This window comes from Escherichia sp. E14V7 (assembly GCF_004212225.1).
Lineage (GTDB): Bacteria > Pseudomonadota > Gammaproteobacteria > Enterobacterales > Enterobacteriaceae > Escherichia.
In genome coordinates, this window is sequence record NZ_RHJJ01000010.1 from 327,955 (window position 1) to 347,042 (window position 19,088).

Annotated in this window: 18 protein-coding genes; 3 read left to right on the plus strand and 15 right to left on the minus strand. The window is 51.2% G+C overall.

Annotated features, from left to right (window positions below; genetic code table 11):
- Window positions 1–58 precede the first annotated feature (58 nt).
- Window positions 59–973: a muramoyltetrapeptide carboxypeptidase gene (ldcA, locus tag D9741_RS12760; protein WP_130215968.1), complete on the minus strand. Its 915-nt coding sequence runs from the start codon at window positions 971–973 to the stop codon at window positions 59–61.
- Window positions 974–1,072: 99 nt separating this feature from the next.
- Between ldcA and emtA the strand changes: the two genes are divergently transcribed.
- Window positions 1,073–1,684: a membrane-bound lytic murein transglycosylase EmtA gene (emtA, locus tag D9741_RS12765; protein WP_130205637.1), complete on the plus strand. Its 612-nt coding sequence runs from the start codon at window positions 1,073–1,075 to the stop codon at window positions 1,682–1,684.
- A 1-nt stretch (window position 1,685) separates the two neighbouring features.
- On the opposite strand, the gene D9741_RS12770 is transcribed toward emtA, so the two are convergent.
- Window positions 1,686–2,420, minus strand: coding sequence for a flagellar brake protein (locus D9741_RS12770; RefSeq protein WP_130215970.1), 735 nt, complete (start codon window positions 2,418–2,420; stop codon window positions 1,686–1,688).
- Between the two features lie 199 nt (window positions 2,421–2,619).
- On the opposite strand from D9741_RS12770, the gene D9741_RS12775 reads away from it, so the two are divergent.
- Window positions 2,620–2,874 (plus strand): GlsB/YeaQ/YmgE family stress response membrane protein, encoded by a 255-nt coding sequence (locus D9741_RS12775; protein WP_000511315.1) that lies wholly within the window; start codon window positions 2,620–2,622, stop codon window positions 2,872–2,874.
- Between the two features lie 49 nt (window positions 2,875–2,923).
- On the opposite strand, the gene D9741_RS12780 is transcribed toward D9741_RS12775, so the two are convergent.
- The 10 genes from D9741_RS12780 to dhaK all read right to left on the minus strand — a co-directional run bounded on the left by D9741_RS12780 (window position 2,924) and on the right by dhaK (window position 14,649).
- Complete coding sequence (locus D9741_RS12780; RefSeq protein WP_130215972.1) at window positions 2,924–4,894, minus strand: TonB-dependent receptor; 1,971 nt, start codon at window positions 4,892–4,894, stop codon at window positions 2,924–2,926.
- Window positions 4,895–4,919: 25 nt separating this feature from the next.
- Window positions 4,920–5,774 carry a ModD protein gene (gene modD / locus D9741_RS12785; protein WP_130215974.1) on the minus strand — a complete coding sequence of 285 codons (855 nt, stop codon included), beginning with the start codon at window positions 5,772–5,774 and terminating at the stop codon, window positions 4,920–4,922.
- A complete protein-coding gene (locus D9741_RS12790; protein ID WP_130215975.1) occupies window positions 5,771–6,583 on the minus strand; it encodes a class I SAM-dependent methyltransferase in 813 nt (270 codons plus the stop codon). The genes modD and D9741_RS12790 overlap by 4 nt, the downstream gene beginning before the upstream one ends.
- A 9-nt stretch (window positions 6,584–6,592) precedes the next feature.
- Window positions 6,593–7,351: an ABC transporter ATP-binding protein gene (locus D9741_RS12795; protein WP_130215977.1), complete on the minus strand. Its 759-nt coding sequence runs from the start codon at window positions 7,349–7,351 to the stop codon at window positions 6,593–6,595.
- Complete coding sequence (locus D9741_RS12800; protein ID WP_130215979.1) at window positions 7,348–8,328, minus strand: iron ABC transporter permease; 981 nt, start codon at window positions 8,326–8,328, stop codon at window positions 7,348–7,350. The genes D9741_RS12795 and D9741_RS12800 overlap by 4 nt, the downstream gene beginning before the upstream one ends.
- Entirely contained in the window at window positions 8,328–9,350 is a 1,023-nt protein-coding gene (locus D9741_RS12805) for an iron ABC transporter substrate-binding protein (RefSeq protein WP_130215981.1), read from the minus strand. The genes D9741_RS12800 and D9741_RS12805 overlap by 1 nt, the downstream gene beginning before the upstream one ends.
- 337 nt (window positions 9,351–9,687) lie before the next feature.
- Window positions 9,688–11,385: an alpha,alpha-trehalase gene (locus D9741_RS12810; RefSeq protein WP_130215983.1), complete on the minus strand. Its 1,698-nt coding sequence runs from the start codon at window positions 11,383–11,385 to the stop codon at window positions 9,688–9,690.
- A 121-nt stretch (window positions 11,386–11,506) separates the two neighbouring features.
- Window positions 11,507–12,925 carry a dihydroxyacetone kinase phosphoryl donor subunit DhaM gene (dhaM, locus tag D9741_RS12815; protein WP_130215985.1) on the minus strand — a complete coding sequence of 473 codons (1,419 nt, stop codon included), beginning with the start codon at window positions 12,923–12,925 and terminating at the stop codon, window positions 11,507–11,509.
- A gap of 10 nt (window positions 12,926–12,935) precedes the next feature.
- Window positions 12,936–13,568 carry a dihydroxyacetone kinase subunit DhaL gene (gene dhaL / locus D9741_RS12820; RefSeq protein WP_130205657.1) on the minus strand — a complete coding sequence of 211 codons (633 nt, stop codon included), beginning with the start codon at window positions 13,566–13,568 and terminating at the stop codon, window positions 12,936–12,938.
- Between the two features lie 10 nt (window positions 13,569–13,578).
- Window positions 13,579–14,649, minus strand: coding sequence for a dihydroxyacetone kinase subunit DhaK (gene dhaK / locus D9741_RS12825; protein ID WP_130215987.1), 1,071 nt, complete (start codon window positions 14,647–14,649; stop codon window positions 13,579–13,581).
- 227 nt (window positions 14,650–14,876) lie between these two features.
- On the opposite strand from dhaK, the gene dhaR reads away from it, so the two are divergent.
- On the plus strand, window positions 14,877–16,796 hold the full coding sequence (dhaR, locus tag D9741_RS12830; protein ID WP_130215989.1) for a dihydroxyacetone kinase operon transcriptional regulator DhaR: 1,920 nt from the start codon (window positions 14,877–14,879) through the stop codon (window positions 16,794–16,796).
- A gap of 37 nt (window positions 16,797–16,833) precedes the next feature.
- On the opposite strand, the gene D9741_RS23365 is transcribed toward dhaR, so the two are convergent.
- From D9741_RS23365 to pth, 3 genes are all read right to left on the minus strand, one after another.
- Window positions 16,834–17,010, minus strand: a complete 177-nt coding sequence (locus D9741_RS23365; protein WP_165383448.1) for a hypothetical protein — start codon at window positions 17,008–17,010, stop codon at window positions 16,834–16,836.
- A 189-nt stretch (window positions 17,011–17,199) separates the two neighbouring features.
- The gene (gene ychF / locus D9741_RS12835) at window positions 17,200–18,291 is read right to left on the minus strand and encodes a redox-regulated ATPase YchF (RefSeq protein ID WP_000505866.1); all 1,092 of its coding nucleotides are present in this window, start codon (window positions 18,289–18,291) and stop codon (window positions 17,200–17,202) included.
- Between the two features lie 116 nt (window positions 18,292–18,407).
- Window positions 18,408–18,992, minus strand: a complete 585-nt coding sequence (pth, locus tag D9741_RS12840; protein ID WP_000152933.1) for an aminoacyl-tRNA hydrolase — start codon at window positions 18,990–18,992, stop codon at window positions 18,408–18,410.
- Between the last annotated feature and the right edge of the window lie 96 nt (window positions 18,993–19,088).

Here is a 19,088-nt window from a genome sequence, read left to right on the forward strand (position 1 = left end):
AACCCTACCATATTAGCGGCAGAAACAGCGTTTTACTTAGCCCTGAAACGTGATTTTTTTACACTTTAAGAACAGGATGACCACTAATCGTCAACTGTGTGCCTTCCTGGGTGTGATTAAGCGTGGCATGTGCGCCCAACGGCAGCGTAACTGTGCGTTGTTCATGACCAAAATCGAGGCCAGTTATGAGTGGAATAGACAGGCGGGAACGCAAGAACGCGTACACCGACTCCAGGTTGTAACCCGCGTCATAATCATTGGGCGTGCTACCACTGAAGCTACCGAGGATAATCGCCTTTTGACGCGGTAAAATTCCGGCATGATAGAGCTGTAACAGCATACGTTCGACGCGGAAAGGGTGCTCGTTAATATCTTCCAGCACCAGAATACCGTTCTCAATTTGCGGCATCCACGGCGTACCAATCAGCGAAATCAGCATCGCGAGATTGCCTCCCCACAACGTGCCTTCGGTCCGACACGTCTGGCCTTCCCCTTGCCATTCAATGGTGAATGTTTCATTGCGTAATGCCAGCCAGAAATGGTGCTCGGTAAAGGCGTTCAGCTCTACCGCGCCAAAATTCGCCACCAGCATCGGGCCGCTAAAGGTGATGACATTACCCTGGGTCAGCAGCCCACACTGGATGGCTGTGAAATCGCTATGCCCGCAGATCAGCAACGGATCATGTTGTTGGCGAGCAACCAGCGCCTGCCAGTCAATATCCGCCAGTAAGCGGCTGGCGCCGTAACCGCCGCGAACCGCCAGTACGATAGTGTTGGGTGATGTCAGCCCTGCAAGAGAATTAATATCCGCCAGACGCTCCGTTTCCGTACCTGCAAACCGCTCACAGCGACGGGCAATGACCTCTACGTTATTGACCTGATGACCCGCATCCATCAGGCGTTGAATACCGCGCTGCGCGGCGTGCTGATTAATGCAGTAACCCGACGGGGCGATTAAGTGAAACTGAGACATGGCAATTCCTTGCTGACAACAGAAACGAATTGTATATCATGCCGCTTAGGTGTGCCGTTGTCACCTCAACGGCGATTCCAGGCTATAAGGATAGATGAAGTGAAATTGAGATGGTTTGCCTTTTTGATTGTGTTATTAGCGGGTTGTTCATCAAAACATGACTATACGAACCCTCCGTGGAATGCGAAAGTTCCGGTACAACGTGCAATGAAGTGGATGCCAATAAGTCAGAAAGCCGGTGCGGCCTGGGGTGTCGATCCACAATTGATCACGGCGATTATCGCTATCGAGTCGGGCGGTAACCCGAACGCGGTGAGTAAGTCGAATGCGATTGGTCTGATGCAGTTAAAAGCCTCCACGTCCGGACGCGATGTTTACCGTCGCATGGGCTGGAGCGGCGAACCAACGACCAGTGAGCTGAAAAATCCAGAGCGTAATATCTCAATGGGGGCAGCTTACCTGAATATTCTGGAAACCGGCCCGCTGGCAGGTATTGAAGATCCGAAAGTACTGCAATATGCGCTGGTGGTGTCATACGCTAATGGGGCAGGCGCACTGTTACGGACTTTCTCCTCAGATCGAAAAAAGGCGATCAGCAAAATCAACGATCTGGACGCTGACGAGTTCCTCGATCACGTCGCGAGAAATCACCCCGCGCCGCAGGCTCCACGCTATATCTACAAACTCGAGCAGGCTCTGGACGCAATGTAACTCAGTCGCGTACTTTGTCCGCTTTCTCACGGGCTTCCCGCTCGAGTGAGAAAATAATTCGCTGTAATTGCCGCTCCACCGTCGGGCTGACGTTAAGAAAACGAAAGCTCAGACGGGGAGTGGAGACGGTTTCATTTTTACCATCGATCAATTTACGCTCGCTGATCGTCAGTAACTGGGCATCAAAGTGAAAAATGCCCCATTGTCCCATGTTGACTTCAATCTGTGCGAAGCGCATGCCTTCTTGCAATCCGGCAGGCTTTGCCGTTTCCAGTAATGCGCCCATGCCGCCTAACGACAAATCATACAGGCGAAAACGTAACGTGCTGTTATCCGCCAGTTTGGTCTGGCAAAAATAAGGCGGATGGAGCGGGGCGGAGATGCGGAAATATCGGCGTCGTTGTACAAACCATAAGGTGGGAGGCGGTGCGGTAATAAAGGCCGGAAGCTGCAGGTATTCACTTTGCTGTAATTGTTCAACAGTAAACTCGACTTTCGCACCCTGAGTTTCGGCGGTTATGGTAATGTGCTGCGCCTTAAGCACTGCATTGTTGTCTTCTGCTTGACTGCCGTAATCCAGCACCAGTTTATCCGGGCTTATTGCCAGTATTTTGCTGATCAGTTGACCGTCACTCCAACTGATACGCAAGGGAATTGCGGCTTTATGCAAATCGCGTAAAACGCCCAGTACTGCTAAAGGATTTTGTTTCAGGAACTGCTCATGGTAGTGACTCACGCGGAAAAACTCCTGACCGACAAACTGTCTTTGGTTTATCGGTAGCGATTAACAAAACTTTATACAAACGCGAATTTTTTTTTACATGTTGACTGCAAATCAACCACCAGACGCCCGACATCAAACTTACCCTTGCCTATACTTAGAGCGTTGACGTAAGCATTTCTTGCGTCCTGTTCATAGAAACGAGGGCCTGAACATGGGAATTATTGCCTGGATTATTTTTGGCCTGATAGCCGGCATTATCGCCAAGCTAATCATGCCGGGGCGTGATGGTGGTGGATTTTTCCTGACCTGTATTCTCGGAATAGTCGGTGCGGTGGTCGGCGGCTGGCTGGCGACCATGTTTGGCATTGGCGGCTCCATCAGCGGTTTTAATTTGCACAGCTTCCTGGTGGCGGTGGTGGGAGCTATTCTCGTTCTGGGCGTATTCCGCCTCCTGCGAAGAGAATAAGATTTTCATAAGGCGGATAGCGATACAGATGCCGCTATCCGCTTTCACATCAGAACGTATACTCGACACCTGCCCAGAAATTGCGACCTTCTTCAATAAACCCTTCACTGTAGGCATATTGGGTATCAAACAGGTTATTGACCGACGCATTGACGCTGAAGCCATGACCTAAGGCGTAATCAGCTCGAATGTGGGTCACCGCAAAACCGGCGGCTTTTTGTGAACCGTCACTGTTGCTGTAGCTGGAGGAACGCGCCTCTTCCGACAGTGTTACGCTTAACGGCTCCCACGGTTTGAGAGTCATCCATGCGGTCATGGTCTGCGTTGGCAGATCGGTTATCTTGCCGATGTCTTTGCGTTTAGCGTCAGCGTGGATCAGGGCGTAGCTCAATCCTACATCCAGTATATTGCTGATTTTCCCCTTAATACCGGCATCCAGACCGCTGTAATCCACCGTGCCGCTGTTCTGGTTTTGAATGGTATCGGCATCGATATTGTGCGAGAGGATGGCATCACTCACCCGGTTATAGTAAACGCTGACCTCAAATCCCCAGTCGCGCGTGAAGGCACCATTCCAGGTTAAATCTACCCCGCGCGCGCGTTCCGGCTTGAGCTGCGGGTTAACAATCGCTATCTGGTTATACGCTGGTTTGGACGTGGTATAGCGTTCTTTCAGCGTCGGAAAGCGTGTGCGGTCATAGTACGAAAGCGCCAGCGTGTCTTCATTGGCAAAGTGGTATTTCCCCATCACCTGCCAGTTAAAAGCTGACTGATTGTTGTCGTCATAATGGGTGATGCTGCCATCGTTCTCATGTTTTTTCGCTTCTACGCTATCGCGCCAGTCATAGCTGATTCCCGCCACGACATCGACATTATCGGCGGCAGCCCATTGATATTCACTGGCGAGCGACCAGGTGCGATCTTCATAGCGATCGTAAGCGGCGTGCGGCGCACCTTTTTCCCGGTGTACGTCATCTTTCCAGTTAACGGCAAACGACAGCAGATCGTTTTCACGCACATCGGCTGCCAGTTGTAACCCGGCACCGTCGCTGTAATCGGAATAATGGCTGTAGCTGCCTTTTTTATTTTTCAAATCAGCCAGCGAGTTGTACATCATCAGCGTATTTTCAAAGGTGTCGCGATACAGCCGACTTTTCAAAGTAAAACGCTCGTTTAGCTGGGTCGTTCCCTGATAGTAAAAACTTTCTTTGTCATACTCCGGCCACTGCCAGTAGCGTGATTTCTGACCACTGTTTCCGCTGTATGGCGGGTTATCTTTTTCACCATCCTGCTTAATGTAAGTCAGTGTGTATTCATCGTTTTCGCGTGGTGTAAAACCGAGCTTCACAATGCCGCGTTTGTCATCAGCCGATGAGTGAATCATCTTGCCGTGTTTGCCTGCAATATCGTTATTCACACCATGCGGCAGGCCGAGAAAATCCTGCTTTAGCTGGCTACCGCTGACTTGCAAATACCCCAGATCGTTGCTGGCGGCAAATGAAGCATGCATATCGTAGGCATTGTCCTGGCTACGGCTCCATCCCTGGCGATATCCCAGACTTGCTTCCAGAGGTTTCGTTGGCTTCTGGGTGGTGATATTAATGGCTCCGCCCATCTGATTAGGCCCCTGAAGCAGCGACGAGTACCCTTTGGAAACTTCGACCGCGCCCAGATTGTTGGTCAGAATCCGCGCCAGATCGAGGTTGCCGTCATAGGGAACATAAATCGGCACGCCGTCGAAATAGACCGGTACCTGACGGCTATCAAAACCACGAACTTTGACCTGTTCTTCGTTGCGGCTGCCTGACTTTTGCAGCACTACGCCAGGGACGACGCTTAATGCCTTAGCGACATTCTGTTTATCCAGGGCCTTCATGGTGGGTTGATCGAGAACGGTGGTCGTCGTCGATGATACGGGGCTGGACCATACGGTCAGCGTGTCGCTCTCCGGAGCCGCTACGGCCTGCTGGGTAAAGGCAAGTGATAATGCTGTGCAGAGATAACGTTTTTTGAGTCTCATAGAATAAATTCCGTTTAACAAAGAATTAAATAGAGGCTGCGGGTTGCAGACTGACTTTGATGTCAGCCGGTGTCGCGTAATAAGGCGCGGAAGTAATAAAAAGGCGAATGCCGCAGTCGAGGTAATTTTTGAGTGTCGTCAGATTAATTCCGCCGGTCAGAGCCAGCGTACAGTGGGGAGCCAGCGACGGCGCTATTTGCGCAATTTCAGTTGCCTGCTGCGGACTAAATTTGTCGAGCTGAAGTACGTCTGGTTGCGCGCGTAACGCGGCGATAGCCTCTTCAGACGTGTCGGCTTCAACAACAATTTTCTTCTCGGGGGCGTGGCGACGTAACTGGGCGATTGCGCCCGACCAGTCCTGATTGTCAGCAAGAAAATGACGGTGGTTGGCGAACAATAATATGGTTTCCGCACATCCGGCACGGTGAATCAGCCCGCCAGCGGCAATGACAGCTTGTGTTGCCAGCAACCGGGTTCCAGGGATAGCTTTTCGGGTGCAGGCGATATTGCCGTCAGGATAACGTTCACGAAGCAACGCCAGCATTTGAGCGAGATAATCTGAGACGCCGCAACTCCACTCCAGTACGTTCTGGACCGCTTTCCATCCCTGATGAAGTGCTGCAGCGTCGCCGTAGGCTTGGATCAGCCGCTGACCTGCATCCGCTTGTGAACCGTCGCTGACCGCGTCATCAATGGTTAACCCCAGCGTGGTTAACATCTTACACGCGACAGAAACGCCGCTGACGCAGCCGCCCTGGCGGTGAAAAAACTCAATATAGCCAGGCTGGTGTCCAATATTTAATGCCCGCGTGGTCAGGTCACCGCCCTGGATATCTTCCAGAAGTAACGCATCGATTTGTGCCTGAGAAATGAAGATCATCGCAGTGCCTCCGGCGGCACGCTATCCCACCAGATGAGCGCCCAGTCGCGGCTGGCAGGGGCGAGGGTACGAGCATCTTGTTGTTGATACCAGCGATATAACCGCTCACGCTCATCGTCGTTAAGCGTGCCAAGACTCCAGCTGACATTCTGCTCAAAACGTTCCCAGGTGCTGTTATCCTGTTGGCAATTTTGTCCACGGATAAAATCGACGTGAGCATAAATTCCCATTTGATACAGGACGTTGAGCGCAAAGATATAGTTGGGTAATTCGATCACTTCCCGACCTGCCGCCCGCTGAATGGCCGGGGAGACGAACGAGGTACTGACCAGATGGGTGGTGTAGACGCGCAGCCGTGCCTGATTATTCAGTTTGCTCATTGCCTGGCGCATATCTGCCACCAGTGTGGATCGGGAAGCCACGGCAATATCGCAGCGTGGCAGGTCACTCCAGTCCTCTTCCCAGGCGCGCTGGATCCAGTGGACATTGTCTGCCTTCAGCGCGGCGGCGCGGCGGGCGGCAACGTTCAGCATTCCCTGACTGTAATCAACGCCATAAACCGTCGTAAGTTTGTCAGCCAGCGCCAGCGATACGGTACCTGGTCCGCAGCCCATATCGAATAAGGTCTGCGCGCCTTGCAGGTCAATTTTAGCGATCAGTTGTTGCAGGTAGCTGTCCGTTGGCGAGGCACAATTTTCAGCCATTTTCTCCGCCCGTTGGTCCCAGTGATCGGGCGTTTTTTCTGTGCGGTGAGCCAGTTTGAGTTGCTGCAGATAAAGGTCTGCAAAATCAATATCATCAATGAGCATGATTGTTCCTTAGCGGCTAATTGCAGAGAGGTGATGATGAATTTGGTCGGCAGAAACCCGATACAGGGCCGCCAGTTTGTTCGTTGTTAACTGTTCGGTCGGTAAGCCTTGTGTTACTCGTCCATCTGGCTCTACCTGGATAATGCTATCGGCAATGGCGTTGGCATGGAGCGGATGGTGAGTCGACATTAACATTGTCATGCCGTTATTTTTTAGCTGCGCCAGCGTGTCCAGAAGTTGGATCTGATGACCGAAATCGAGGCTGGAGGCGGGCTCATCCAGTAACAACAAGCGCGGTTGTTGGACGAGTGCACGGGCGATTAAAGCCAGCTGGCGTTCACCACCGCTAAGGGTATTCCAGCGTCTTGTCGCCAGATGCAAAATACCCAGCTTTTCCAGTTGTTCCGTTGCTTTCAGGCGTTCTTGCTTACCGGGAACGGAAAAAGCGCCCATGGTGGGGGCCAGGCCCATCAACACCATATCCAGCACACTGAAAGCAAAAATACCGTCGTGCGCCTGCGGTACCCAGGCAATTGCTTGCGCGCGCTGGCGATGGCTAAGTGTCTGAACAGGGATGCTATCCAGTAAGATCTCGCCCTTTAATAACGGAATAACGCCAAGAATGGAGCGCATGAGTGTGGTTTTGCCGCAACCATTGGCGCCAAGCAGACAACAAATTGTTCCTTGCGACAGGGCGAAGGAAACGTCACTTAGCACCGGATGGCGGGAGTAACCCAGAGACGCATGACGGACGGCAAGCAAAGTCACTGGCGACCTCCGCGTAACAACAAAAGCAGGAAAAACGGTGCGCCAACAAAAGCGGTCAGAATGCCGAGCGGGATTTCTGTTGTCCCAATGCTGCGCGCCAGCGTATCGGTAAGCAGGAGCAGAATCGCGCCAGTACACATTGCCATGGGCAACTGTTGCTGATGGTTATGACCGGTCAACAAGCGGGCAATGTGCGGAACGACCAGACCAACCCAACCAATAATGCCCGCTATTGCTACCGTGCTGGCGGTGATTAGTGTGGCGCAGACAATCAATCCTAATCGCAGACGCGCAACATTCAGCCCCAGCGAACGGGCTTCGTCATCAGAAAGCGTGAGTAAATTCATGCGCCAGCGGAGGAATAGCAGAGGAACGGTGCCAGCCAGAATGAGCGGTGCCGCGTAGTAAAGGTCGCGTAAGGTTACCGTAGACAGGCCACCGAGTAGCCAGAAGGTAATCGAGGGCAACTGGGTATAGGGATCGGCCAGCGTTTTAATTAGCGATATCCCCGCTCCACACAGCGTTCCTAACGCAATGCCGACCAGCACCAGCGTGAGCACCGGATCGTGACGAGTCACCCGACATGTAATCAGCCAGACGCCTGCGACCACCAGCAGACCGCCGCAAAATGCATAGAGTTGGATGTAAGCTATCGATAATCCCCACAGGATTGCCGCGCAGGCACCAAGTCCGGCACCGGCGGAGACGCCTAAAATATCCGGTGAAACTAAGGGATTACGGAACATACCCTGATAGGTGGTTCCGGCGCCTGCCAGCGCAGCGCCCAGTAACAACGCCGCCAGAATGCGCGGCACGCGGATTTGCCAGAAGACAATTTGTTCCTGCACAGGAACATCTTCTTGACGAAGAATTAGCGCCAGCAGTTGCTGTATATCGAGATGATAAGCCCCATTTACGGCGGCAAAAGTGATACTGATAGCTGCCAGCAGCAGAATACATCCGTTCGCGGTTCTCATTAGCTCGCCACCATTTTTTGATAGTCGGCGTCACTTAATGGGCAATGCCAGAACAGTTGAGCGTAACGTTGCATATCGTTTTTAAACTGGCTGTTGACTGCGGGATCCAGCCAGGCGTGGAGTCTGCGCAATCCCAGAAGACGGTTGATTCCCGGCGGGGCATCCAGCCAGCCGAAAGGCAAGCCACTCAAAAACAGGATGCGATGTTCCGCAACGGCATTTACGCCCTGCCAGAGAGGATCGTTACGGATAAAGTTTGCAGTCACAGCATCCTGAACCAGAATAATATCCGGCTGCCAGCGCAGTAGATTTTCCATGGAAACCTGTGCCAGGCCGTGGCGATCGGCTATTTGCGCGACGTTGTGCAAACCTAATAATTCCGCCGCCTCGGTATGCAACGAACCCTGTAAGCCCGTTTCCAGCCCTCGGGGACCGCGCGCAGCATAAAAGCGGAGGTTAGCGGCGGGTGAGGTGGCGAATGCCTGAGCTTCACCAACGAAGCGGCTGGCGAGATTGGCTTGTTCTGCGGCGCGGTGCTCTTCGCCTAACGTTTTGCCCAGCGTTGTTAACTGTTCTGCCGATTGCTCCAGTTTCCCATTAAGCAATAACCAGGGTATTTGTGTCTGTTCGCTAACCTGCCGTGCCTGGGAGATCCAGGTTTCATCCGTATTGCCGCAATCAACGACCAAATCGGGCTGCAATGCCATAAGCCCTTCCATTGAAAGCGAACTGGCGCGTCCGGCGAGTCGTCCAAGTTTAGGTAAATGACGTATTGCCGGAGTTAATGGAATTGCCGCCTCGCGAGCAAAGTCAAAAGAAGAAAAACCGACCAGTTTTTCTGGCGCGACAGCCAGCAAAAGCAGATCGGCAGGCGCACCGGCACTGACAATACGCGTAATTTTTTTGGCTTCAGGAAGCGTCAATGAGGCCCAGAATTTAACTGATTGTGCAAAGGACGGCAGATGATGCAGGAACAAGGTAGACGCAAGAGCCTGCGTAAACATCCGTCTGGTTAGTGACATAAGTAATATCCTGACAATTAAAACCGCTATATATTTACATATATATCGATAAAGATCATGTTTGATGTCAAGATTTGTCTAAAGAAACAGAATGATCTGCTTATTTGCTAAACAACGCTTTGTTCAACAAGAAAATTGTCAGGGAGAATGCGTGAGTGGCGGAAAAATATAAATAGAAGAGTAATGATTAATAAATTGATAATGTAAAATTAATATCTTCTCTGATATAAGAAAATTAAGACATAGACCGTATAATAATCGATGTTTGGTTTTTCGTGGAAAAAAAGAGCAATGCCAATTTTATGCGCACAATGGCATTGCCCGATATACAGTAAAGTTAAGACGTAGGTTCCGCCTCTTTTTGTTTAACCGGCGGTGTGGTTGATTTACTGGTCGGACGCGTTGCCGGAACGTTGTCACACGGTTGCTCTTTCGGGCAGATCAAATCGAGCATTTTCAGCGTGACGCCATTGGTCCAGCCAAAGCCATCCTGCAACGGGTATTCGCCACCGCCACCACCTGTTCCGGTGGTACTGACATCATATTTCTCGACCAGCTTCTTCTCCCGGTCATAAGTGTGCTGAACATTGGTCAGGAAGTGCCAGCTAATGTCCATCGCCACCTCGTTCTGCCCGTAGTTTTGCAACCCTTCGGTCGCGACCCATTGCAGCGGAGCCCAGCCATTTGGCGCATCCCATTGCTGTCCACTTTTCACCGATGTGGTGTTCAGTCCGCCTGGTTGCAACAGATGTGTTTTAGTGGCAGCAGCCATTTTGGTCGCGCGATCTTTTGCCGCTGCATTGACATAAAGCGGGAACAGGGCGGCGGCAGTTAACTGATTGCGTACTTTATCGCTCTTCAGATCGTAGTCGGCATACCAGCCATGTTGATCGTTCCACAGGTATTTTTCGATCCCTTTCTGACGGGCATCGGCGAGCGTTTCATATTGGCTGGCCATCGCGTTATCCCCGGCGGCTTTACTGGCGCGGGAGAGGATTTTCTCCATTTTATACATCAGACTATTGAGATCGACCGGTACGATGCTGGTGGTGCGTAATGTATTTAACTGCTGCGGGTTGTCCATCCAGCGTGAGCTGAAATCCCAGCCAGACGCGGCGGCAGAACGCAGATCGCGGTAAATTTCAGTGGCAGGGCGGTTCGGATTGCTTTTGGCGGTGGCAATATCTTCTACCCACGACTCCGGGCGTGGCGTATCGTGGTCATCCCAGTAGCGGTTAAGAATAGTGCCATCCTTGAGTTTAACAACGCGCTTTTCCTGTTGTCCGGCCTGCAGATTTTCAATACCGTCCATCCAGTACGCGTACTCTTTTTGCAGTTGCGGCAGATATTGTTTCAACGCGTCGTCACCTTCGTGTTGCGCGAGTAACTCTACCATCAAGGCAAAAAAGGGCGGCTGCGAGCGGCTCAAATAATAGCTGCGGTTACCGTTTGGAATATGCCCATAAGTATCTATTTCATGACCAAAGTTGGCCACCATGTCCGCCACTTTATCCCAGTGACCGCTTTCGGCAAGCCCCAGCATGGTAAAGTAACTGTCCCAGTAATACACTTCGCGAAAACGACCTCCCGGCACGACATAGGGTTTCGGCAACGGCAACAGAGAATCCCATTGTTCGGTACTTTCGGTAGAACGGGTTAACACCGGCCAAAGTCCGTCAATGTGTTCGCGCAGTGACTGCCCCTTTGGAGGCACATATTTTTCTCCCTCTTTCGGCAGGGTGAAATTGACGTTAACGAAATGGCGCAGATCGAACCCGCTCTGATTCTGCTGCATCCGGTAGTCTGCGAGGATCATTAATGGATCGCTGTTAGGAATGGCATCGGCAAAAGTTTTTTGATCAGGAAAAAGTTTGGCGTTTTGCACATCGTTAAACAGAGGGCCTAACAAAATATCAGGCGATTGTGGCGTCACCGGTGTTTCTTCTGCCTGTGCAGATAGCGCGGTGGCACACAATAATACGGCAGCAGGTATTAACGCCACTTTCTGCGAGCGACGAGGGACAAGTGGTTTCATCAATCATTCTCCTTTGGCGATACCGAACAAAACGGTATTCAAGTATCAGAAAACCTTAGTTCAGGATCGCCGTAAGAGCATGATTGAAATCTTTTTCTGCGAACTGACAGACAAATCTAATTTAACTCTGATGCCTGAAGCATTGTGCTTTTACATCCAGCGTTAGCGTCTCTTCAGGTTGAATCGAATACAGCTTCTCTCCCTGCTGACAAATCCAGCCAATACCCAGTTCACGGGCAATTAGAGCGCTGTGGGATACCGGACTTCCGGCACTAAGGCCGATGCCCTTAACGACTGTCGGATCCAGTTGAAGTACCGTGGAGGGATAAATGTTCTCCGCCAGTAAAATGGTCGGCGCGCTAAACTGAGGGAGTTCTTCTTTTGTCTGTGTCAGGTGGAGCAGGGTGCGATGCAGAAGATCGTCCACATCAATATAGCGAGCCTGCAAATATTCATCATCAATCTGCTGGTATTGCTGGCTAAGTTCTTTAAGAACCTGCTGCCAGGCATACTCCGCCGTGCAATGTTCATGCTGAAGGAGTTCGCTTGCCGCTACCCGCAGTTCAGGATCGTCTAATAGTGTATGGTGGCCGGAAAAAATTGCTGCGATATCGTCGAGCCCGCTTGCTTCTGCCTTTGCCGTTAACGTCATCAGATCTAACAACGTGAAGTCAATTGCCTGGCGTAACCGTTCCTGTTCTTCTTCCACGCTCAGTGATGATTTTGCCTGTACTGTGCATAAAACCGGTTGATAATAAAAGGCTTTGCCTGTGACAGGCGGAACTGGACGCAGAGTTGGCGGTGCTATCTCTTCCATTTCACCAAAGTTATCTTCAGCCAACTGGCGAAAAGCGGCTAACGCCTCTTCAGCCTCTGGCCCTTTTGCAATCAGGCGCAGCGTATCGTTACAGCGGACTTGTAACAGCGCAATCTGGTTAATACTCTCCGGTGTTACGCACTTACCGTTTTTCTCCAACAACATGTCTGCATTAAATGTCGATAAGGTATAGACCAGTCGGGAGGCTGGACGGACGTGGAGTCCGTTACGGTTTTTAATCACCACTGCCAGAGAACGGGCTTCTTCATCGTGCGAGGGGCATATGTCGGAGATTTCAGTAGCGGATGATGGTAAACCCAGTTGTTCTCGTTTGGCTTCCAGCGCATGCATGGCGTCATGGATGACTTTGTCGATAGCCGCCCCCGAGGCTGCGCTGACGGCGGCTGCTAACGTTCCTTCGACCAACGGTGCAGCGCACAAACGTACTCTCGCGGCGATCTCTGGCGCAAGCAATTCCAGTGCGGTTTCTGCACTCAATAACGCACTCCCCATATCCATCATGACCAACACATGGTCGGCATCGGCAACGGATTCGATGGCTTCCATCACTTTGACGGCATCTGTACCGATGGGATTCTGTGGATCGTCAATTCCTGCGGCAATGGCGATTTTACAACTATCGCCCATTAACATCTGGCGAGCTAATTCACCGACACCTTCTCCCAGTCGGGCGCTATGTGAAACTATGACCAGGTTTACCATCACCAATTCCTTACTCTTTTGCGGCTAACGCCAACATTTGCATCATAAACATCACGGAGGTTGCACCAGGATCCTGGTGACCAATACTGCGTTCACCGAGATAACTGGCGCGGCCTTTGCGGGCTTGCATCGTAATCGTGCTTTGTGCGGCGGATTCCGCGACGCTACTGGCGGCTTCGAGCGCCGCCGGAACAGAAAGGTTTTGCTCACTGGACTGGCGTAACGACTCAACCACCGGCCCCCAGACATCGCACATGGTTTTATCGCCTGGTTCTGCTTTCCCCCGACTGATTACGCCGTCTGCGCCATCACGGAACATCTGATAAAGCTCTATCAACGTCAGGCTTTGACGTGCCTGAGTTGCCTGTGCCGCACGGATAAAGAACGTACCGAACAGTGGGCCGCTGGCACCGCCGACGCTGGAAAGCAACGTCATGCCGGTATTCTTGAGAATGAAACCGATGTCTTTATCCGCGATGGCAGGGAGTTTTTCTACCACTTTGCTAAAGCCACGATTCATATTCAGCCCGTGGTCAGCGTCGCCAATTTCACGATCCAGCCCGGTAAGATAATCGCTCTCTTTGCTGAAAATTTCTCCACAGCGAGTGAGCCAGGTAACAATTTGAGTTCTGCTCAGTGACATGGTTATCTCCTTATTTACCCCAGTTAAGCGCCGGGGTGTGGACCGGGGCGTCCCATAACGCCAGCGTTTCGTCATCAACTTTCAGTAAGGTGATGGAAAAACCGGTCATGTCCAGTGAGGTGCAGTACGCGCCGATTAAATTACGCTCGATAGTCAAGCCAGCTTGCTGGCAACGCGTGGTCAGGCGGTTATAGACGCCATACAGTTCAGAAAGCGGTGTCGCGCCAAGATTGTTGACCAGCGCAATCACGCGATCGCCAGACTGAAGCGGTTGTTTAGTTTGCGTCTCTTCCTGCCAGCTACCTTGTCGATAATCCCAGAAGCGCAGCGTGCGGTGATATGTGCCATTTTCCAGCAGCGTGTCGAACATTTCATCGACAGTTTGATCAAGAGAGGAGAAGGGGCGGCGGTCAATACCCGGCTCACCATGAATGCCGACACCAAATTCCATTTCATTATCTGCCAGCGTAAAAGAAGGTTTGCCTGCAGCAGGGACGGTACAGGCACCGAGGGCGATACCAATAGAGTGGCCCTGATTGTTCAACTTACGCCCCAGTTGTGCACAAGCCTCCAGCGAGTCACCGCGTTCTGCCGCTGCGCCAACAATTTTTTCAATTAATACTGTATTGGCAACGCCGCGCCGCCCGGCGGTATAAAGACTGTCTTTTACTGCAACGTCGTCATCAATGACCACGGTGGTCACTTTTACGCCACTATCGTGCAGTAATTCGGTCGCTGTCTCGAAGTTAAGAATATCGCCGGTATAATTTTTGATAATCAGCAGTACACCTTCGCCACCATCGATTTGCATGGCACATTCAAAAATTTTATCGGGCGTCGGTGAGGTGAAAATTTCGCCAGGACACGCCCCCGAGAGCATACCCTGGCCAATATAACCACAGTGCATGGGTTCGTGTCCGCTGCCGCCTCCCGACAATAACGCCACTTTTCCTGCAATTGGCGCATCGGCTCGGGTGACATACACCGGGTCCTGATGCAGTGCCAGCGAAGGATACGCTTTCGCCAGTCCCGCCAGTTGTTCGTTCAGTACGTCTTGCACATCATTGATCAATTTTTTCATTATTTTGCTCCAGCAATTAGGGTAGGGCATGGATGATGTTCAACGACACGGCGACCACTGACTGCCGGTAAATCCATTGTGCATCAGGCGGGAGAAAAGAAAATTAACCCAAATTATGTTTCACAATGAAACATATGTTTTAATAAATGTTCCATAACGGAACAATGCCGAATCTGGATAAGTAAATTTGCGATGCGGAACACCTTTTTGTCATAAGGGCAGCAAATATGAATGACGGTTTTAACAACCAGCAACAGAGCGTATCTCCCTTGATAGCAGCATCCTGGGAGCGATGCCGCAAGCTGATGAAACGGGAGTCATGGAGCGTACCGCATCAGGCTCGGGGCGTGACATTTGCTTCTATCTATCGGCGTAAGGAAGCGATGCTGGCACTCGGGCAAGCGGCACTGGAAGATGCCTGGGAATATATGGAATCGCGGGCGTGTGGACTGTTCATCCTTGATGAAACCGCCTGCATCCTTAGTCGTTATGGTGATCCGCACACGCTGCACCAGCTTAGTGTCCTGGGATTCAATGACGGCACGTATTGCGCAGAGGGAATTATTGGTACTTGTGCGCTATCGTTAGCGGCTATCTCCGGTCAGGCAGTGAAAACGCTGGCCGATCAACATTTCAAGCAGGCGCTATGGGATTGGGCATTTTGCGCAACGCCACTGTTTGACAGCAAGGGCCGATTAACGGGAACGATAGCGCTGGCGTGTCCGGTTGAGCAAACCACCGCAGCCGATTTGCCGTTGACGCTGGCAATTGCGCGCGAGGTAGGAAATTTACTGCTGACAGACAGTTTACTGGCTGAAACAAACCGGCATTTAAATCAGCTTAACGCCTTGCTGGAAAGTATGGACGATGGCGTGATTAGCTGGGATGAGCAGGGTAATTTGCAATTTATCAATGCCCAGGCGGCGCGAGTTTTGTGTCTGGACGCAACGGCAAGTCAGGGAAGGGCGATCACTGAGCTATTAACGCTACCAACCGTATTGCAACAGGCAATAAAGCAAGCTCATCCCCTCAAACATGTGGAAGCGACTTTTGAAAGTCAGCACCAGTTTATTGATGCGGTCATTACCCTTAAACCGATAATTGAAACGCAAGGGACCAGCTTTATTCTGTTGCTCCATCCGGTAGAACAGATGCGGCAGTTGATGACCAGTCAATTAGGAAAAGTCAGCCATACCTTCGCTCATATGCCACAGGACGATCCGCAAACCCGCCGGTTGATCCATTTTGGCCGCCAGGCGGCGCGCAGCAGTTTCCCGGTGCTACTCTGTGGAGAAGAAGGCGTTGGCAAAGCACTGTTAAGCCAGGCCATTCACAATGAAAGCGAGCGTGCGGCGGGTCCCTATATCGCGGTTAATTGCGAGTTATATGGCGATGCGGCGCTGGCGGAAGAATTTATTGGTGGCGATCGAACGGAGAATGAAAATGGTCGTCTGAGTCGGCTGGAACTGGCACATGGCGGCACGTTGTTCCTTGAAAAGATTGAATATCTGGCGGCAGAGTTACAGTCTGCGTTGCTCCAGGTTATCAAACAAGGCGTCATCACAAGACTGGATGCGCGGCGTTTAATACCCATTGATGTCAAAGTGATTGCCACTACAACAGCGGATCTGGCGATGCTGGTGGAGCAAAATCGCTTTAGTCGTCAGCTTTATTACGCGCTTCATGCATTTGAAATTACCATCCCGCCTTTACGGATGCGGCGCGACAGTATTCCGGCGCTGGTGAATAACAAATTGCGCAGTCTTGAAAAACGCTTCTCTACGCGTCTGAAAATTGATGACGATGCGCTTACTCGCCTGGTTTCTTGCGCATGGCCCGGCAATGATTTTGAACTTTACAGCGTCATCGAGAATCTTGCGCTGAGTAGCGAAAACGGACGCATTCGTGTCAGTGATTTGCCGGAACACCTGTTTACTGAACAGGCGACAGATGATGCCAGCGCTACACGCCTTTCTACCAGTCTGTCATTCGCGGAAGTTGAAAAAGAAGCGATTATTAACGCGGCCCAGGTGACTGGTGGACGTATTCAGGAAATGTCGGTTTTACTCGGGATAGGTCGCACTACGCTGTGGCGAAAAATGAAGCAATACGGCATTGATGCAAGTCAGTTTAAGCGTCGTGGATAGCGGGAAAGTAGGCACTCTCCCGCGTATGACTTGCTAATTAATAGCGACCATGACTGCCATGATTTGGCCCACCATTTGAAGGTGGCATTGGCTTACCGGAAGCCGCAGGACCACGCGGGCCATCGTTGTGGCGGTGATGATGGTGAGGAACACAAGCACTTAACAGGCTTGCGAAGACAATTGCTAACAGACTGAAGGTAAATGTTTTTTTCATGACAAACTCTTGAACGGTTAATGCACTGTGATTGTTATCACATAAAAGCCGTATTGTTAATATTGCCAGGAGTCTGATTATGAGTTTCGGTAACTCAGAATTGAAAAAAGCAGCGTAGCAGGTGTAAAAAAGCCATTATGTGCGACTCACATAATGGCTCGTTATTAACCGCCAGGATATTACGCGGAATTAGACGTTGAACAGGAAGTTCATCACATCGCCATCTTTAACGATGTAGTCTTTACCTTCTGCACGCATTTTACCCGCTTCTTTTGCACCTTGTTCACCTTTGTAAGTGATGAAATCTTCAAACGAGATGGTTTGTGCGCGGATAAAGCCTTTTTCAAAATCGGTGTGGATTTTGCCAGCAGCCTGTGGCGCAGTTGCACCAACCGGAATGGTCCATGCGCGCACTTCTTTCACCCCAGCGGTGAAGTAAGTTTGCAGGTTCAGCAGTTTATAACCTGCACGGATCACACGGTTCAGGCCCGGTTCTTCCAGCCCCAGTTCCTGCATAAACTCGTCACGTTCTTCGTCGTCCAGTTCGGCAATGTCTGCTTCAACAGCAGCACAAACCGGAACTACAACAGAACCTTCTTTCGCCGCAATTTCACGCACCTGGTCAAGATACGGGTTGTTTTCAAAACCGTCTTCGTTGACATTGGCGATGTACATCGTTGGTTTCAGCGTCAGGAAGCTCAGGTAACGAATCGCCGCTTTCTCTTCTGCACTTAAATCCAGCGCGCGCAGCATGCCTGCGTTTTCCAGCTGTGGCAGGCATTTTTCCAGTACCGCCAGCTCGGCTTTTGCGTCTTTATCGCCACCTTTGGCTTTCTTCTGTACGCGGTGAATCGCACGTTCGCAGGTGTCGAGATCCGCCAGCGCCAGTTCGGTGTTGATAACTTCAATATCGTCCGCCGGGTTAACTTTGCCGGAAACGTGAATGATATTGTCATTCTCAAAGCAGCGAACAACGTGGCCGATCGCTTCGGTTTCACGAATGTTGGTCAGGAACTGGTTACCCAGACCTTCACCTTTCGACGCACCTTTTACCAGACCGGCGATATCGACAAATTCCATGGTCGTGGGAAGCGTACGCTGCGGTTTTACGATTTCAGCCAGTTGATCCAGGCGAGGGTCAGGCATTGGTACGACGCCCGTGTTCGGCTCGATGGTACAGAATGGAAAGTTGGCCGCTTCAATACCGGCTTTGGTCAGCGCGTTGAACAGGGTAGATTTCCCGACGTTGGGCAAACCGACGATACCGCATTTGAATCCCATGATTTAAATCACCTTAATATCTTAATAATCAACCTGTTATCACAAACAGATTGCAGAAATGGAAATAACTTTGCCTATTATACACGGCACTCGGCAAAAATGCCGCAGACAACGACTTATTGCGCTTTAAAGGCGTGCAATCGGTTCGTTGCTTTGGTCAAACCATCTGTAAACCACATTTCAGTACAACGCGCCGCTTCGTCGATGGCTTCATCAATTAACTTCTGTTCACTAACAGGTGGTTTGCCTAACACAAACCCGACAACTTTGTTTTTATCGCCCGGATGACCGATTCCGATGCGTAAACGGTGAAAGTTAGGGTTATTACCCAATTTACTGATGATGTCTTTCAGTCCATTGTGACCACCGTGGCCACCGCCCAATTTAAATTTGGCGACGCCCGGAGGCAGATCCAGTTCGTCGTGAGCCACCAGAATTTCGTCCGGATTAATGCGGAAAAAACTGGCCATCGCTGCGACGGCTTTGCCGCTGAGATTCATAAATGTAGTCGGGACTAACAGGCGGACATCTTCGCCTCCGAGGGTAACTCGCGAGGTATAACCAAAGAATTTAGCCTCTTCGCGCAGGGGAGCGCGTAAACGCTCCGCCAGTAAGTCAACGAACCAGGCGCCAGCATTATGTCGCGTTGCTGCGTATTCAGCGCCGGGGTTCGCCAGGCCGACAATCAATTTAATCGTCACGTTTTTTTGTCCTGAGTGAGTACATAACTGGCGCGTAGTTTACTGGTTGCGGCCCCGCTTGACAAAAAACAGCGTGTTAAACGCAGATAATATAAT

What these genes read in the sequence shown, in the direction of transcription:
- dhaK (WP_130215987.1), bottom strand. Translation starts at nt 14,649, where the DNA reads ATGAAAAAATTGATCAATGATGTGCAAGACGTACTGAACGAACAACTG.
- D9741_RS12805 (WP_130215981.1), bottom strand. Translation starts at nt 9,350, where the DNA reads ATGTCACTAACCAGACGGATGTTTACGCAGGCTCTTGCGTCTACCTTG.
- D9741_RS12810 (WP_130215983.1), bottom strand. Translation starts at nt 11,385, where the DNA reads ATGAAACCACTTGTCCCTCGTCGCTCGCAGAAAGTGGCGTTAATACCT.
- dhaR (WP_130215989.1), top strand. Translation starts at nt 14,877, where the DNA reads ATGAATGACGGTTTTAACAACCAGCAACAGAGCGTATCTCCCTTGATA.
- dhaM (WP_130215985.1), bottom strand. Translation starts at nt 12,925, where the DNA reads ATGGTAAACCTGGTCATAGTTTCACATAGCGCCCGACTGGGAGAAGGT.
- ychF (WP_000505866.1), bottom strand. Translation starts at nt 18,291, where the DNA reads ATGGGATTCAAATGCGGTATCGTCGGTTTGCCCAACGTCGGGAAATCT.
- D9741_RS12780 (WP_130215972.1), bottom strand. Translation starts at nt 4,894, where the DNA reads ATGAGACTCAAAAAACGTTATCTCTGCACAGCATTATCACTTGCCTTT.
- ldcA (WP_130215968.1), bottom strand. Translation starts at nt 973, where the DNA reads ATGTCTCAGTTTCACTTAATCGCCCCGTCGGGTTACTGCATTAATCAG.
- D9741_RS23365 (WP_165383448.1), bottom strand. Translation starts at nt 17,010, where the DNA reads ATGAAAAAAACATTTACCTTCAGTCTGTTAGCAATTGTCTTCGCAAGC.
- D9741_RS12800 (WP_130215979.1), bottom strand. Translation starts at nt 8,328, where the DNA reads ATGAGAACCGCGAACGGATGTATTCTGCTGCTGGCAGCTATCAGTATC.
- D9741_RS12790 (WP_130215975.1), bottom strand. Translation starts at nt 6,583, where the DNA reads ATGCTCATTGATGATATTGATTTTGCAGACCTTTATCTGCAGCAACTC.
- dhaL (WP_130205657.1), bottom strand. Translation starts at nt 13,568, where the DNA reads ATGTCACTGAGCAGAACTCAAATTGTTACCTGGCTCACTCGCTGTGGA.
- modD (WP_130215974.1), bottom strand. Translation starts at nt 5,774, where the DNA reads ATGATCTTCATTTCTCAGGCACAAATCGATGCGTTACTTCTGGAAGAT.
- D9741_RS12775 (WP_000511315.1), top strand. Translation starts at nt 2,620, where the DNA reads ATGGGAATTATTGCCTGGATTATTTTTGGCCTGATAGCCGGCATTATC.